The 16,482-nt window shown below is 35.7% G+C and carries 13 protein-coding genes; 7 read left to right on the top strand and 6 right to left on the bottom strand.

Annotated elements, in window-relative coordinates:
* The first annotated feature begins 25 nt into the window (after positions 1-25).
* Complete coding sequence (locus tag ACKPCA_RS12320; RefSeq protein ID WP_321279358.1) at positions 26-1,693, top strand: nucleoside kinase; 1,668 nt, start codon at positions 26-28, stop codon at positions 1,691-1,693.
* Positions 1,694-1,988: 295 nt separating this feature from the next.
* Here the strand turns inward: ACKPCA_RS12320 and smpB are convergent, their stop codons facing one another.
* The 3 genes from smpB to ACKPCA_RS12305 form a co-directional block, all read right to left on the bottom strand.
* A complete protein-coding gene (smpB, locus tag ACKPCA_RS12315; RefSeq protein ID WP_054720856.1) occupies positions 1,989-2,435 on the bottom strand; it encodes an SsrA-binding protein in 447 nt (148 codons plus the stop codon).
* A 33-nt stretch (positions 2,436-2,468) separates the two neighbouring features.
* The gene (locus tag ACKPCA_RS12310; protein ID WP_321279357.1) at positions 2,469-3,059 is read right to left on the bottom strand and encodes a hypothetical protein; all 591 of its coding nucleotides are present in this window, start codon (positions 3,057-3,059) and stop codon (positions 2,469-2,471) included.
* A gap of 93 nt (positions 3,060-3,152) precedes the next feature.
* Positions 3,153-3,728, bottom strand: coding sequence for a Yip1 family protein (locus tag ACKPCA_RS12305; protein ID WP_321279356.1), 576 nt, complete (start codon positions 3,726-3,728; stop codon positions 3,153-3,155).
* Between the two features lie 203 nt (positions 3,729-3,931).
* Between ACKPCA_RS12305 and miaA the strand changes: the two genes are divergently transcribed.
* Positions 3,932-4,846: a tRNA (adenosine(37)-N6)-dimethylallyltransferase MiaA gene (gene miaA, locus ACKPCA_RS12300; RefSeq protein ID WP_321279355.1), complete on the top strand. Its 915-nt coding sequence runs from the start codon at positions 3,932-3,934 to the stop codon at positions 4,844-4,846.
* On the opposite strand, the gene ACKPCA_RS12295 is transcribed toward miaA, so the two are convergent.
* Positions 4,843-5,478, bottom strand: coding sequence for a cysteine hydrolase family protein (locus ACKPCA_RS12295; RefSeq protein WP_321279354.1), 636 nt, complete (start codon positions 5,476-5,478; stop codon positions 4,843-4,845). The two genes, miaA and ACKPCA_RS12295, sit on opposite strands and share 4 nt — an antisense overlap.
* Before the next feature lie 192 nt (positions 5,479-5,670).
* Here ACKPCA_RS12295 and ACKPCA_RS12290 point away from each other — a divergent pair, with 192 nt between their 5' ends.
* The 4 genes from ACKPCA_RS12290 to ACKPCA_RS12275 all read left to right on the top strand — a co-directional run bounded on the left by ACKPCA_RS12290 (position 5,671) and on the right by ACKPCA_RS12275 (position 11,810).
* Positions 5,671-6,759: a sensor histidine kinase gene (locus ACKPCA_RS12290; protein ID WP_083464676.1), complete on the top strand. Its 1,089-nt coding sequence runs from the start codon at positions 5,671-5,673 to the stop codon at positions 6,757-6,759.
* A 21-nt stretch (positions 6,760-6,780) separates the two neighbouring features.
* Positions 6,781-7,485, top strand: coding sequence for a LytR/AlgR family response regulator transcription factor (locus ACKPCA_RS12285; protein ID WP_321279353.1), 705 nt, complete (start codon positions 6,781-6,783; stop codon positions 7,483-7,485).
* A 224-nt stretch (positions 7,486-7,709) separates the two neighbouring features.
* Positions 7,710-8,537: a hypothetical protein gene (locus ACKPCA_RS12280; protein WP_321279352.1), complete on the top strand. Its 828-nt coding sequence runs from the start codon at positions 7,710-7,712 to the stop codon at positions 8,535-8,537.
* A 153-nt stretch (positions 8,538-8,690) separates the two neighbouring features.
* Positions 8,691-11,810 (top strand): ATP-binding cassette domain-containing protein, encoded by a 3,120-nt coding sequence (locus ACKPCA_RS12275; RefSeq protein ID WP_321279351.1) that lies wholly within the window; start codon positions 8,691-8,693, stop codon positions 11,808-11,810.
* 452 nt (positions 11,811-12,262) lie between these two features.
* Here ACKPCA_RS12275 and ACKPCA_RS12270 read toward each other — a convergent pair whose 3' ends face one another.
* Positions 12,263-13,165, bottom strand: coding sequence for a DMT family transporter (locus ACKPCA_RS12270; RefSeq protein WP_054720875.1), 903 nt, complete (start codon positions 13,163-13,165; stop codon positions 12,263-12,265).
* 261 nt (positions 13,166-13,426) lie between these two features.
* Between ACKPCA_RS12270 and ACKPCA_RS12265 the strand changes: the two genes are divergently transcribed.
* Positions 13,427-14,173: a hypothetical protein gene (locus ACKPCA_RS12265; protein ID WP_321279350.1), complete on the top strand. Its 747-nt coding sequence runs from the start codon at positions 13,427-13,429 to the stop codon at positions 14,171-14,173.
* A 136-nt stretch (positions 14,174-14,309) separates the two neighbouring features.
* On the opposite strand, the gene dpp5 is transcribed toward ACKPCA_RS12265, so the two are convergent.
* Complete coding sequence (dpp5, locus tag ACKPCA_RS12260) at positions 14,310-16,403, bottom strand: dipeptidyl-peptidase Dpp5 (protein ID WP_321279349.1); 2,094 nt, start codon at positions 16,401-16,403, stop codon at positions 14,310-14,312.
* Positions 16,404-16,482 lie beyond the last annotated feature (79 nt).

Genomic DNA, 16,482 nt, shown 5'->3' with positions numbered 1-16,482 from the left:
AGGATAGCCATTAAATCTACAACTCATGGGGAAATTAATAGATATTTACTTTGAAGATCTTGATGAAAAAAGATCTTATGCCGTAGGAACCAACCTGCAAACCATTTTATCAGATGTTGATGTAAAATTGAATGGACCAGTATTGGGTGCTATGGTAAATAATAAGGTGAAAGAACTTACCTACGAAATATATAAACCTAAAAATATTCGTTTTGTTGACCTTACGCATCCTGCAGGAAGAAGAATGTATATCCGATCCTTGTGTTTTGTGTTGTATAAAGCGGTAAGGGATTTGTATCCTGGAACAGGTTTTAGGTTGGAGCATTCTGTTTCGAATGGTTTGTATTGTAGGTTGACAGATAAAAATATCATATTAACTCCTGTAGATATAGATAATATAAAGAGCAGGATGAAAGAAATCATTGCTGCCGATATGCCATTTATCCGTGAGGAAATTGAAACGGAAAAAGCGATTGAGATTTTTGAAAATCAAGGTCTGAAAGAGAAAACCGGATTGTTTCGCACAAGAGGGAATTTGTATACCTCAGTATATCATTTAAGTGATTGCGCTGACTATTTCTATGGATATCTTGTTCCTTCAACAGGAGTATTAAAGGTTTTTGATTTGCAGCATTTTTATCGTGGAATGCTTTTGATGAGTCCTAAGAGAGATGAACCATCGGTTGTTGAAGAGCGAATTGACCAAGAGAAAATGCTGAAAGTGTTTAGTGAATACAAGCGTTGGGGGAAAGTGTTGAATATTTCGAATGTTGGAGATTTGAATCGATATGTGGCTGAGAATAACATTTCTGAAATGATAAAAATTTCTGAGGCTTTGCATGAAAAGAAGATTTCTCAGATTGCTGATAAAATTAGAAAGTATAGGAAAAGAATTAAGTTGATATTGATATCCGGGCCATCGTCATCGGGGAAAACAACTTTTGGAAAACGATTGGCTATACAGTTGAAAGTAGCTGGCTTGAGTCCTGTGAATCTTTCGATGGATAATTATTTTGTGAACAGAGAACTTACCCCAAGGGATGAGAATGGTGATTATGATTTTGAGGTTCTTGAGGCATTAGATGTTCAGTTGTTCAATCAAAACTTAGTTGATTTAATGGCTGGAAAAGAGATTGAATTGCCGAAGTTTTCGTTTGAAACAGGGCAAAGGTATTACGATGGAGAGAAGTTGAAAATTAATGATAAGCAAGTATTGGTGGTTGAGGGGATTCATGCACTGAATCCAGGACTTACTCCATTAATTGCTGATGAGTCGAAGTTCAGAATATACATTTCTGCCCTTACCTCAATATCCATCGATGGACACAATAGAATTCCTTCAACTGATAATCGATTAATAAGACGAATCGTACGTGATTACAAGTATCGAAATTATAGTGCGTCAGATACCATTAGCAGATGGCCAAGTGTTCGAAGAGGTGAATTGAGAAATATATTTCCTCACCAGGAAGAAGCGGATGTAATGTTCAATTCGGCATTGCCTTATGAATTGGGAGTTTTAAAAAGATTTGCTGAACCAATTTTAAATGAAGTACAACCCAATCAGCCAGAATATTCAGAAGCAAATAGACTTCTTAAGTTCTTTAGTTACTTTTTACCAATTTCAGAGGAGGAGATTCCACCTACATCTTTAATGAGAGAGTTCTTGGGAGGAAGTACATTCGATTATTAGATTGTTAATAACTTTTTAACCTGTTTATATCAGTCCTGTTTTTGCTGTTAATATCCTATTCGGCAAGGACAGGATTTTTTAGTTATTAACAAGTAAAAGCTGCTTAAATAAAGGTGTGCAGGAATTATTAACAAATTATCAACAGTGTTAATAACCTGTTGATTTCTTGTTAGTAAACTAGAGTGTAATAGAAAGCCCGAATCCTGAGAAACGGGCTGCAAATATAGAAGAAAATATCTTTGATTTGTGCGTTACGAGAGAGAATTTTTTGAGAAAAAAATGAGAAAATAGCTAACTATCTCTTCATCATACGGTCTATCTCTCGCTTGTGATCTTTTTGTTTTAAGCTTTCACGTTTGTCGTAGTGTTTCTTGCCTCGGCAAAGTGCAATTTCCATCTTTGCAAAACCTCTTTCGTTAATGAAAAGACGAATTGGAACAATGGTAAGTCCCGATTCTTTTGTTTTTCTGTCCAGCTTATTTAATTCTTTTCGGTTAAGAAGGAGTTTTCTTTCTCTTTTTTCTTCGTGATTGTAATAGGAGCCAAACTTGTATTCCGAAATGTGCATTCCTACTACATACAATTCGTTGCGAGTGAAATAGCAATAAGAATCAACCAAGCTGGCTTTTCCAGCACGAATTGATTTGATTTCGGTTCCAAAAAGTTGAATTCCGGCTACAAATTTCTCAATGAACTCGTACTCGAAACTGGCTCTTTTATTTCTGATGTTAATATTCTGCATCGTTATATCTTAAATTCCATGCAAATTTAGTATTTAAATTGTTAATGGAAGCCTGAATAGAATTGAAAACATCCTTTCAAATATTAAAGGAAGAACAAGTATTAATAGACTTGCCATAACGGTAAATCCTGGACGCTTATTGTTAGCTATGGGTAAAATTGAAGCAGTTCCCAGCCACAATATTCTGATGAAGTACAGTTCCAATAATAGGCAGATCTGATTTAAGAATGAGAATGGCGTGAACAATTGGGCCAATCCATGAAAAACACAGAATATAGAAGCACTGTAAATTACAAGTTTAAAAATCACATTTTCATGGATTTTAAACTGGAAATTTGGCATAAGCAAAATGATCAGTTTAGCTGCACAGTATAAACCTAAATTAAGAGCTAAAAAATCAACAAATAATTTTGAACCAGCAATTAATACATCCTTTGTGTGAATGTAGGTACCTCCTGCGGCAATAATTGCACATAAAGCAATCACCGGAAAGGAGAAGTTTCGGAATAGCTCTTTTGTACTTGAATTTTCAGGAGCGATTCTTTCCCATTCTTTTTTTGGAGTAAGTAGCAGATTACGTGTTCGAAAGAGCGAATTTAAAACACCTTTTGAATTGTATCCCATTTTTGAATAATCTTGTTTGATAAAGTCAAAATTAAACAAGTTTTTAAAAAGGAGAAGAAATTATGAATTTTTAGAATGGATTTATACTGCAATTTAAAAGCCTAAAAAGTTAGCCATTCCTAAAAATAGTGCGCCTAAAATTGCGTAAATGGAAAGTAAACCAATTAGAATAAATGTAAAATAACCAGATCTTCTCCTAGCAGGAACATTTAAAATTGGTGTGATTCCTTTGTATAATATATAGAAGCTAAATAATCCAAAAATTGTTAGATAGTTAATCGTAGGAAATAGAAAGGCTATAGAATTAAAAATGAATCCGGGAGTATAGGAAAATGCAACCAAAATAAATGCTCTTTCAAATCTTTCCATCTTGGTAGGAAGAACTGCAAAAGGTCTTATTACGAATGATGAGATATAAATTGATGCGATGGATAGAAAGAATGTTGTTATGGATGAAAACAAAAACATATCGACATGATCTGCAGGATTGTTTTCAAAAACCATAAACCCTATAAAGTTACAGGCAGACATGATGAAGGCTAAAGGAATAATAAGTACAAATAGGAGTTTGGAGCTTTTAGTATTTACATGATCCAGAATTGAAATCCACTCCTTTTCAGGAGAAATTAGCAGGCGAAAAGTGTGCTTGTAGGTTGCAAGAATTGTCATATTGATAGTCTGGTTAGTGAAATCAAAAAACTTAAAGTAATTTTGTTGCCGAATATTGAATTTTCGACCTATTTAAGATAGGCATTATCCTGAAAATGAAACGCCCATTATTGAATAATTCATGGTAAGTTTCATGTGATAGCTAAAAGAAAATTTAAACACATGAAAAATCGGAGTATTATTTCGATTAAAATTTAAGGAAGATGCATTACAATTTATTGGTAGTTCTGGGAGCAACAGCAACGGGTAAGACAAGTTTGGCGGTTAATTTGGCTAAGGATTTTAATGGTGAAATTATTAGTGCCGATTCTCGTCAGATTTATCGTGGTATGGATTTGGGTACAGGAAAAGACATTGAAGAATATGTAGTAGATGGCATTGAAATCCCTTATCACCTGATTGATATTGCAGATGCAGGATATAAATACAATGTGTTTGAGTTTCAGCAAGATTTCGTTAAAGCCTTTGAGGATATTTCATCCAGAAAAAAGCTGCCGGTTGTATGTGGCGGTACAGGAATGTATCTGGAAGCAGTTCTGAAAGGTTACAAATTAATAGCAGTTCCGAAAGATCAGTCTTTTAGAGATGAAATGGAAGGGAAATCGCTTCAAGAACTAGAAGTAATACTTCGTTCCTATAAAGATTTGCACAATACCAGCGATTTAGAAACCAAGAAAAGGGCTATCAGAGCCATTGAAATTGAGAGATATTACGCTGCTAACCCTCAAATAGATATGGATTATCCGGAAATGAATCCATTATTGATTGGAATAAAATTCGACAGGGAAAGCAGACGAGACAGAATTAGCCTTAGATTAAAAGAACGTCTTAAATCAGGAATGGTTGAAGAGGTAGAAGGATTGTTAAAATCTGGTGTATCTGCAGAAGATTTAATTTATTATGGCTTGGAGTATAAGTTTCTTACCCAGTATGTAACAGGGCAAATCACATACGATGAAATGTTCTTGGGATTAGAGATTGCGATTCATCAGTTTGCCAAGCGCCAAATGACTTGGTTCCGAAAAATGGAAAGAAGTGGCAGTAATATTCATTGGTTAGATGGTTACATGCCACTTGATGAAAAAATTGCCAAGGTAAAGGAGTTGTTTAATGCTTAAGCAAGGTATTCAACAACTTTATCATATGAAATGCGTGTAATGCCAAGTTCATCCCATTTTTCAAAAGGGAGTGGGATGTTCGGAAGTTCTTTTATTGCATCTTCAATTACATAAACTTTAATTCCTCTTTTAGCAAGTCCAACTGCCGCACAATCGACGCACACATTTGTAGTAACACCATACACAAAAACAGTTGTTGGATTGATCTCTTTTAATAAATTCTCGGTATTTGGATTTCCTTCGAATACATCAAATGCATCTTTTCTGATAATGATATTTCTTTGAAGTGAAGCTTCTCTCAATTCTTTTTCGTTGTATATTTTGTTCCAAAGAATTTTTGGACAGTTTTCTTTGGGATTGGTTTCTGAAATGTACTCTGCTCCTAAAGAGTTTGCCATGCAATGTTCTGGAAAAGTATTTACAAAATCAGGATTTGAAGATAGTTCGGCAGAATTGCTGTAATGATAATCGGCTGTGTTAATTACTTGAATGTTATTGAATTCAGCCAATTTTGTAATTGCTGCAAGAGTGGGTTGAATTTCTTCTGCATTTTGAGCATAAAGTTTTCCATTCTTACTCATGAAGTCGATTTGAGTATCAACGTTCCAAAACAAGATATCTTTTGTAAACATATTTGTAAGTCTTTCTTTTTAATAAAAATACAACCGATTCTATCCTATTCAAAATAGATAAGAACTATTAATCCAAAGATATCGGAAAATTAAGGCTTTTTGTCATGGATTTTGCAGTCGATAACGAATATATTTTAATGTCGTAATGAACTTTTCTAATTTAAATTTTGAAAATCGATACGAACACAATAAATGAACAACATAAGAACCATATCCCGTAGCAGGATAATTTATCATATACTTTTTTGGGTGGTTGCGGCAGTATTTTGGTTGCTAACCATGTTTGTTGCTAGTAATTTTAAAAATATACTAAAGATTGAACCAGTATTGATGACTTTGGTTTTTAATCTTTGTTTTGCGGCAGCAGTCTATGTAAATCTTTTGATTTTAATACCATTTTTATTTAAAAGGCAGCGTTTTTTTCTTTACGTTGTTTCAGTATTTGCAGTAATATCTGGGGCAGCTTTTGTAATCGATTTTTTGCTTGTATATCCTTTAAATAGTTTTGTTCAAGGTGAACAATATTTCGAGGAATTGACCTTTGTGGTTTGGGTAAATTTTGCAATATTCACCTTAATTTATGTTGGTATTACTTCTGTATTATCGATGACACGAGAGTTAATTGTTTTACAAAAAGTAACGACTAAATTTCAGGATATTGAGAGGGAGAAACTGGAAGCAGAATTAAAAGCTCTTAAGGCTCAGATAAATCCTCATTTCTTATTTAATACCCTTAATAACCTATATTCACTTACTTTAGATAAATCAGATAAAGCACCAAACTTGGTGTTGAAATTGTCTGATATGATGAGGTACATTTTATATGAATGTAATGATAGATATGTTTTTGTAGATAAAGAATTGGATTTTATTAAGAACTACCTGGATCTACAAAAAATTAGGTTAGATGATACCTTTCCTGTAAGTATAAATGTAAAAGGAAGTGCTTCTCAAAATAAAATAGCGCCTTTGTTGTTCGAACCATTAATTGAAAATGCATTTAAGCACGGATCATATGGTAGGAATAACAATGGATTTGTAAATATTCTATTTAACTTTGAAGAGAAGGATAGAATGGAATTGTCAATTGAAAATCGATTTGATAACAAATGGCAAGATGAGGAGCGAAAAGAAAAAGGGATTGGAATCAAGAATGTTACTCGTAGATTAGAGCTGTTGTATCCGGATAAACATGATTTGAATATCTCAAAACAAAATGACTTGTTTAAAGTGAATTTACAAATTGATTTATCGGAGCAAAACGGATTGAGTAATATTTAAACTCTGAAAAAAACAAAACGCATGAAGTTGAAGTGTTTAATTATAGATGATGAGCCATTGGCACAAAGAGTACTGGAAAAGTATGTTTCAGAACTCTCAAGTTTGGAGTTGAAAGGGAAGTGTAGTGATGCCATTGAAGCCATGGAGGTTCTTCAACAAGAATCGGTCGATCTGATTTTTTTAGATATTAATATGCCAAGATTGAGTGGAATTAATTTCTTAAAGTCCTATAAAAATCCACCAATGGTTATTATTACCACGGCATATACAGAATACGCATTAGAAAGCTATGAACTGAATGTACTGGATTATTTGAAAAAACCTTTCTCATTTGAACGTTTTTTGCAAGCAGTGCAAAAGGCAGAAGAGAAAGTAAAAGTAGTTGCAGAATCTCAGGAAACTGGTAAGGATGAGTTGGAATATATTTTTGTAAAGGCAAATAAAAAAACAATCAATATCAACCTGGATGCCATTCAATATGTTGAAGCATTAGGGGATTACGTTAAGATTTTTACTAATGACGGGCATGTAGTTACTTATCAATCCTTGAAAGGGATTGAAAGATTATTGCCGTCAGCCAAATTTTATCGTATTCACAAGTCCTATATTGTGGCTTTGGCAAAAATAAAATCGATAGAAGGAAATATGGTACATATGGATAAAGGTACCATACCAATAGGAAATAATTACAAGCAGGGATTCTTCCAAAGGATTCATCCCGTGTAATTTTTATAATCAAGTCTGTTTGAGTAAGTAAAAGAGTCGATTTTCAGCATCGGCTCTTTTTTTTGTCGTGAAAAAAGGATTGAATTTGAGGAAAACGCAATTTTTAGGTGTAAGAACTAAAAAAGAAGTCAAATATAATGCTCAATTATGCTAGGAATTAGCTGCTATTTCTTAAATTTAGGCTTTGATAAATTGAATCCGATCAATATTAAATTTTAAAGACTATGAACAGACGTGCTATTTCTCGTTATACCTTTATTCTTTTCGCTTTGGCTTTAAGTGTTGTAGCTTGTAAGCCAGTTGATAAGAAGAAAAGTGGTGAACAAACAGTAAAACCATTATTAAAGAAAGCTATTGAAAGTGAAGTGAAAGATGTAGTTTATCCCTTACCAACTACTTTCGAATTGACTTCTATGTTGAATCGTATTGGAGCTGACTATATTCTTGGTTTATCAAATTCTACAGATAACGCTGATAAATATTTTACTGAAAAAGCAAGAGCTCTTAATCTTGGTGTTTATGGTGCTGATTTAAGTTATGCAAGTACATACAATCGCAAGCAAGAAACTATGTTGTTCCTTAAGGCATCTAAAACATTAATCGATAATCTTGAGATTACAAGTGCTTACAACAAAACTCTTGTTGATGATGTAGAAAAAAATCTTGATGATAAAGATCAATTGGTAAAAGTAATTACCAACTCTTTCTATGATACTTATGAGTTTTTGAACAAGAATGGAAAGGCGAACTTATCTTTATTGGTTGTTAGTGGTAGCTTTATCGAAGGATTATACATTGCAACTCACATTTCAGAAAATACTTATGCAAACCCTGAAATCGTGAAGGTAATTTTCGATCAGAAAGCTTCTTTGGAGAAATTATTAGAGGTTCTTGAACCAGAAAAGAAAGATCCTAATGTTGCAGCTTTAATTGCTGAATTTACAGGACTAAAAGCTAGCTACGAAAAAGTTGTGGAAGGAAAAATGACTGAAGCACAATTAAATGAAATTATTGCTAGTGTTGCAAAATTAAGAAACAATATTGTGGAGTAATCATATTCCACTAAAGATGTTAGAACTGCCTTCCAATTTTGGAGGCAGTTTTTTTGTGTCAATTAAGCTAAAATTGCAATCTTTTGTAAAGAAATAAATTGTAATTTTAGAGACAGCGCAGATCTGCCAAAAAACCATAATTCATATTTGTACATGGGGGAATCGATACTAAATGCTCTAATGCACCTGTTTGCAATTGTTGCCAACACAAAACAAGAGGGTGTTTCTGGTAAAGGAAGAATTATTGTAGAAAGCTTTTTAAGTCGTTATGTGAATTCTGAGATTCAGGATGAATACTTGCGATTGTTCGAGAATTATTCGGAATTTTATCGTCGCGAGATGGAGTATCAGGCTATAACTTATGCCCGTCAGGCAGATATTCTTTCATTAGCAGAGGCTTCTAAAGTTTGCAACAAGGTAAAAGCTGAATTGATACAAGAAGAAAGATTAATTGTATTGCTTCGCTTAATGGAGTTCGTTTACGAAGATAAAAAGGTAAGCGAAAGCGAGTTTGAGTTCATTAGTATTGTTGCAGAAAATTTCAAGATTACACGTTCCGAGTTCATTAATTGCCTTGCATTTGTTTGGGGAGATACGGTAGATGATTTTGATAAACGCAAATTCCTGATTATAGATAATAAGGTTACCGAATGGTCGGATAACTTGTCTTGGTTTATGAAAAAGGAAGCCAAGAAAAAAGAAAACGAAACCAAGCATATGTATTGCGAAAATTTGTATGGACGAATTATCGTAATGTACATCGAAAGTGTGAACTTGTTGGTGTTTAAATATGAAGGTGAGTTGAATCTTTATCTTGAGGGCAACAAAATTATCTCTGAAAAAACCTACCAATTGGGGAACGGTTCTATTATAAAGGGCCCCAATATCAAGTCGATTTATTTCTCAGACATTGCTGCTAAATTTCTTGAAGAAGAAAAGCAGGAAAAAATCATTTTTTCGGCAAAGGATATCGAATTTAAATTTAGAAATTCGAACAACGGAATACAGAAATTTAATTTGTCCGAAGAAAGTGGTCAGTTGATTGGTATAATGGGAGGTAGTGGTGTTGGAAAATCAACTTTGCTGAATGTTCTTAACGGAAATCTTACGCTTAATAATGGTGAAATTAGAATTAACGATTTTGACATCCACCGAAACAAGCTTGCCATTCAAGGTTTAATTGGTTTTGTGCCACAGGACGATTTGTTGATTGAAGAGCTTACCGTTTTTCAAAACCTTTACTATAACGCCAAACTTTGTTTTAAAGATTTTACCGAGATTCAGATTCTGAAAACAGTTTTAAAGATGCTTCAGGATTTGGCTTTGTATGAAGCGAGAGATTTGAAGGTTGGAAATCCGCTAAACAAATTCATAAGTGGAGGACAACGTAAACGACTGAATATTGGCTTGGAGTTAATGCGCGAGCCTGCCATTCTTTTGGTTGATGAGCCAACATCAGGGCTTTCATCTACCGATTCGGAAATGGTAATGAAGCTGCTAAAACAGCAGACTTTAAAGGGGAAGTTGGTGATTGCCAACATTCACCAACCATCGTCGGATATCTTTAAAATGTTCGATAAGCTTTGGATTCTGGATAAAGGTGGTTACCCAATTTACAATGGTAATCCCATTGATGCCATTGTTTATTTTAAGACTCAGAATTCGCAGGTGAATGCTTCGGAAAGTGAGTGTGTAACCTGTGGGAATGTAAACCCAGACCAGATTTTACAGATCGTAGAGACCAAATTGATCGATGATCAAGGGAAACCAACTCGAGACAGAAGAGTCTCTCCTGAGAAATGGTACGAGAAATACCTTGATAATATTGAGTCAAATCACCAGCCATTGAGGGCAGAAAAAAAGTTGCCGCAAAGCGATTTTAAGATTCCTGGTAAGGTGAAGCAATTCTCCATTTTCTGGATCAGAAATGTATTGTCGAAACTAACCAACAAGCAGTATCTAATCATCAATCTGTTTGAGGCACCACTGCTGGCGATCATTCTTGGTTACTTTACCAAATACACAGCTAATGGGGCTTATGTGTTTGGAGAGAACAAAAACTTTCCGGTATTCCTATTCATGGCGGTTGTGGTTTCCATGTTTTTAGGACTTACGGTTAGTGCCGAAGAAATCATAAGGGACAAGAAGATATTGCAGCGCGAAAAGTTTTTGAATTTGTGTAGAATCAGTTATCTCGCATCCAAAATCATGTTTTTGTTTGTGTTATCTGCCATTCAATCCATATTGTTCGTTCTGCTGGGGAATTTCATATTGGAAATTGAGGGAATGACTTTTGCCTATTGGCTGGTGCTGTTTACAACAGCTTGCTTTTCGAATTTGGTAGGTTTAAATATCTCAGCAGGATTAAATTCGGTTATTACCATTTACATTTTAATTCCATTGATATTGGTTCCACAGCTTTTGCTTGGAGGTGCAATGATTAAGTTTGATGATCTTCATTATGGTGTTACCGACAAGGTGTATGTTCCTATCGTAGGGGATTTGATGACCACACGTTGGACTTACGAGGCACTTGCGGTTACGCAGTTTAAGGACAATGAATTCGAAAAGCACTTCTTCGATCATGAGAAAGGCATAAGTGATGCTTCGTTTAATAGTTCATTCTTGATTCCTAAACTGGAGTCGGTTCTTTTAGATTGTGAACGTAGCATTGAGTTCGAAAAGGATACGACAGAAACCCAAGCTCATTTTAAAATGCTGCGCGATGAGATCAGGCAATTGGCTGATAAATCAGGATTGGCCGTTTTTCCTGAATTGAATCAGTTAAATCTTAAAGATTTTAATTTGAATGTAGCCGAACAAACCAAGAGCTTTTTAGATCAGGTTGAGTTGTACTATTTAGGAATGAGTAGCGAATCGGGATACAAGAAAGATTATGAGTATTCACGATTGGTTGATTCTTTAGGACGAGATGGAGTGTATGAGTTTAAACAAAACTATTATAACCAAGCTTTGGCCGATTTGGTTTTGAACAGAACCGAAGTGAACAAGATGATTGAGGTGGATTATCAATTGATTCAAAAGAAAGATCCAATATTCATGTCACCAGATTCGAAGTTTGGTCGCTCGCATTTCTACTCGCATGCAAAGCGAATTGGAAATTTCTATATTGATACCTTCTGGTTCAATCTGGCTGTGGTTTGGTTGGGCACAGTACTGTTGTTCTTCGCACTTTGGGCCGATGTGCTGCGCAAAATGATGAACTACTTTGAGAGCATTAAGTTGGTTCGTAGGGAGAAGAAACGAAAATAGAATCAATTACGAATTAAGAAAACCTGACAGCGTCTATAAGACCTGTCAGCGTTTAATGAAAATATTTGTAGCGCTATTATGTTTTGTTGTATAGTTTTTTAATAAATGAATACTTTCTTCCTGATATTACTATTGAGTTCCCCTTTCCTTCTAATAGCGACCTATGTAATGACAGCAAGACATAAGTCGTTTTGGAGGATATTTACAGTGCATACAATAGCATTTATAGTATATATGACATTTGTAATCAATTATTCAAAATTAATAACAGGACATGATGAATATGGACTTGGGCAACTTGGTCTCGCAATTTTATTTATTGTTGGACACATAATTCTAGGTGTTGCCCATGGTGTATTTTTATTAATCAAGAAAAGAAAATCAATTAAGAAAGCCTGACAGCGTTTGATAAAAAATAATTGTAGAGACGTAGCACTGCTACGTCTTTCTTTTTATATGGATCTTCGATTCAAATAATTCACCAACAACAAGCTACTCGCAATCACCATCATCCCCATAATCGAAACGGTATCCGGATTTTCATCCGGTAATATCATCCAGCTTAGGAAGGCACCAAAAATTGGAATGATAAATTTCCAGGTGTTTAGGTTCGATACCTTTACGTTCGGGCGCTGAAGCAATCCGAACCAAATGGTAATGGCAAAGGCCGATACCATAGCCAACCAACCAAGAGAGATCCAGTATTCGCCAGGTAAATTAAAATTCCACGATGGATTTTCGATAGGAAGGGAAGCCAACATCAATCCAATTCCTCCAATAATCATTGAGAAGGAAGCCAATACTCGTGGAGGCATATCTTTAGCATCGCGCGATACAATTACATTTCCCGTGCTACCTACAATGTTATTCAGAATCAGAATTCCAACGCCAAGAGGAATGGTGGTAGAAAAAACAAAGTCTGATCGTCCCAAGCTAATGATGCATACTCCTGTCATTCCAAGAAGAATGGCCCCAATTTTTTGCCAGCTCATTTTGTCGTTGCTCAACATCAGGTGTGCCATAATGGCTGCAAAAAGAGGTTGAGCCCCAATTAACATGGCACCCAGTGCTCCGGGGACGTAGCTGATTCCCATGTAGAATAATCCGTACAGAAAAGTAGTTTGCAAAAGCGCTACCCATAGCACAAACTTCCATCTTCTTTTCGATTCCAGTATTTTGAACTTTAAATCTTTAATAAAAGGGAGTATCAACAAGCCAGATATAAAGAAACGCAAACCTGCAAACTGCAATGGAGTGGTGTATTTCAATCCAATTTTAATTGCGGTAAAGGGAGTTGCCCATAGCAGGCAGGCAAATATTGCCAATACTGTGGTTGATAGGAAGAATTTCTTCATAGGGATTAAAAATTTTCTGCAAACTTAGGGATTTTTGGCTGATTGATAAGGAAAAGAGAGTTTTAATGCTTAAAAGATTAACTTGAATTGTAAAAAATGAATAATCGATAAGGAAATATATAAAATACAATATAGATATAAATAAAACATTAAGGAAGAATAAATTATAATTAGTAAAAATAGACATATTAAAAGGTTAATATAATATTTAAATGTAAAATTTATCTTATCTTAAAGATCAATAATTATTTACGCAAAATAATGAATAAAAATCAGCAGTTATTAGCTCATGCCAAAGCAACAGAAGTTAGAGAGGTTGCCAGAACAATTGTTGACTTTTGGAAAGGTGAGAAAATAGATGTAGACAAACAATTTTTGAACAGACTTGAAGAATTAGATGAGCAAAGTATTATTCTTCGGGATTCTTTTGGGAAGTCGCGAAAAGGTACATTTACAGGGAACATGAGAGAGTTGAATAAACAAATTGCAAGTTTGTTTGTGGGAGTAAAGTACCTGGTAAAATCGTATTTGCATCATCCCGATGAGGATAAAAGAAGGGACGCAAAGAAAATTTGGAAGCAAATTGTTGTCCTTGGCGTAAATTCTCACAAGTTGAGTCTTGAAGAAAAGATGCCAAGCTTGCAAAAACTGATAGAAGTAACATTGTTGGGAGACCTGAAACCTAAGGTAGAAAATATAGATGGCCTTAAGGTGTTTATTGTTGGCTTAAGAGATTTGATTAATCAGCTGCAGACTGCCCATCGTTTGAGTATTGAAGAGAAAGTAAAACGAAAACAACGAGTACAGACTACGGCTCAGGCTCATAAGGTACATCGATTATTGAATGAGGAGATTTTGCCTTTCCTGTTTACCCTTCGTAAACTTGATCCTGATAATTACGGTAAATTGGCTCGAATTGCAGAAACCGATTTGAAAGAAATCAATAAGAAAATTAGAGCTCGCAGAAGTATGTGGGCCAAGAGGAGAGAGGAAGCGAAAGAGGTGTAATTTGCATTATTGCTTTTGAGATTCTCACTTCAAGTGAGGCTCTCAATTAATTTTATTGATACTCTCAGCTTAAAGTGAGAGCATCAAAAAATCCCTACCAAAGCTGGCAGGGATTTAATATTTAAATAGCTTTCGCTTATTTCTTCAACCATTTGTCTAACCAGCTAGCGAATTCGCGCTGCCATAAAATTCCATTTTGGCAACCCAATACCCAGTGATTTTCTTCAGGGAAGTAAAGGTATTTTGCAGGAATTCCTCTAAGGCGAGCAGCATTAAATGCTTGCATACCTTGAGAAGCTACAATGCGATAGTCTTTTTCACCATGAATCACCATGATTGGCGTATCCCACTTGTCAACAAATTTGTGAGGAGAGTTCGCGTATGAACGCTGAGCAATTTTGTTCTTTTTGTCCCAGTATGCGCCACCAAGATCCCAGTTTACAAACCACATCTCTTCAGTTTCCAAGTACTGAGCTTCAAGATTAAACATACCATCGTGAGCGATGAATGCTTTAAAGCGCTTGTTGTGGTGACCAGCCATCCAGAAAGTTGAGAATCCACCATATGATGCACCAACGCAAGCCAAACGATCTTCATCAACATACTTTTCAGCCTTTACATTGTCGATTGCCGATAGGTAATCTTTCATGTTCTGTCCGCCGTAATCACCAGAAATTTGCTCGTTCCATTCCTGACCGAATCCAGGAAGACCTCTACGGTTTGGAGCAACAATTACATAGTCGTTTGCAGCCATCATTTGGAAGTTCCAACGGTAGCTCCAGAACTGAGAAACTGTTCCTTGAGGACCACCCTGGCAATAAAGAACAGCAGGATATTTTTTGTTTTCGTCGAAATGAGGAGGTTTAATTACCCATACCAACATTTGCTTGTTATCGGTAGTTTTTACCCAACGTTTTTCAACAGTAGCAAGGGTCAACTGATCAAGAATGTGCTTGTTCACGAACGAGATTTCTTTCGCCTCACCAGTTTTTGCATCAACATTGTACAATTCAGCTGGTTTGCTCATTGATACACGCTTTGCGATCAACTTGTCGCCAATAGGATGAACCGATTGATAGTTGTGAACCCCTTCGGTAATTTTGTGAATCTTGCCATCAGCAATGTCCATGCGGTAGATTTCGTCAGTTGCATGCCAGTCCGAAATAAAATAGATCGACTTGCTATCCTTGGTCCATGTTAGGTGACCCACATTTTGGTCGAAACCTTTGGTCATGTATTTTGCCTCGCCAGTTTTTAAATCCATTAAGAACAGACGAATTTGATCCGCCTCGTAACCATCGCGCTCCATGCTTTCCCAAGCCATGTATTTTCCGTCAGGCGAGAAGGTAAGGTTGTTGTCGTAACCCATCATGCCTTTGGTCATGTTCTTGGTTTCGCCTGATTCTACATTGTAGAAATAGATATCTGTATTGGTTGAAAGAGCGTATTCCACACCGTATTTCTTGCGAGAAGAATAAGCGATGTTCTTGCCATCAACAGTCCAGCCTACCTGTTCTATTCCACCCCAAGGGCGTACAGGAGCTTCCCATTGTTCACCTTCCATGATATCTTTACCGCCTTTTAACATGTTTGAGCGATTAAAATCCGCAACGAAAAGGTGAGTGTAAGTTTCTACCCAGTGATCCCAGTGGCGATAAAACTCGTCGGTAATTACTCTACCGTTGGTTTTTTTCAAATCAGGATGCTTGTCGTGTACATCTTTTCTTAGCTTAACTTCTTTTGAGTAAACAATTTTTGATTCGTCTGGTGAGAATTTGAAATCATTAATTCCACCTTCAATATCAGTCAACTGCTTGCGACCTGTTCCGTCGGCATTCATTTCCCATGCCTGAACCGATCCGCTTTCAGCAGAAAGGAAAGCAATTTTACCATCTTTGGTCCAGCGCTCGCCCCACTCTTTACCTGCAGTGTTTGTAATCTGAACAGCATCGCCACCAGCTACAGGAACTGTATAAAGGTCGCGGTACGATTTGTCTTCTTCTTTGTTGAAGTAAGTTACTCCGTAAAGAACTGTTTTTTCGTCAGGCGAGATACTTTCTCCACCCAATCGTCCGAAAGACCATAATACTTCCGGAGTCATAACGTCTGATGCCAATTTGGTTTCAGGAGTTTTGTAGGATGAATCTTTTTTTGATTCTTCAGCTTTCTGTTCGCATGATGTTAATCCTGCTACAAAAGCCAATCCTAACAAAAAGTACTTGTTTGTCATGATTGTAGATATTTTGTTGTTAGATATTTTCAGCACCGTAAATGTAAGGAAGAATGAACAATTATCAATTAAGAATTAT

The organism is Marinifilum fragile (genome assembly GCF_963677365.1).
GTDB classification, from domain to species: Bacteria; Bacteroidota; Bacteroidia; order Bacteroidales; family Marinifilaceae; genus Marinifilum; species Marinifilum fragile.
The sequence above is the reverse complement of the archived record's forward strand: the minus strand, read 5'-3'. Positions and strand labels throughout refer to the sequence as shown.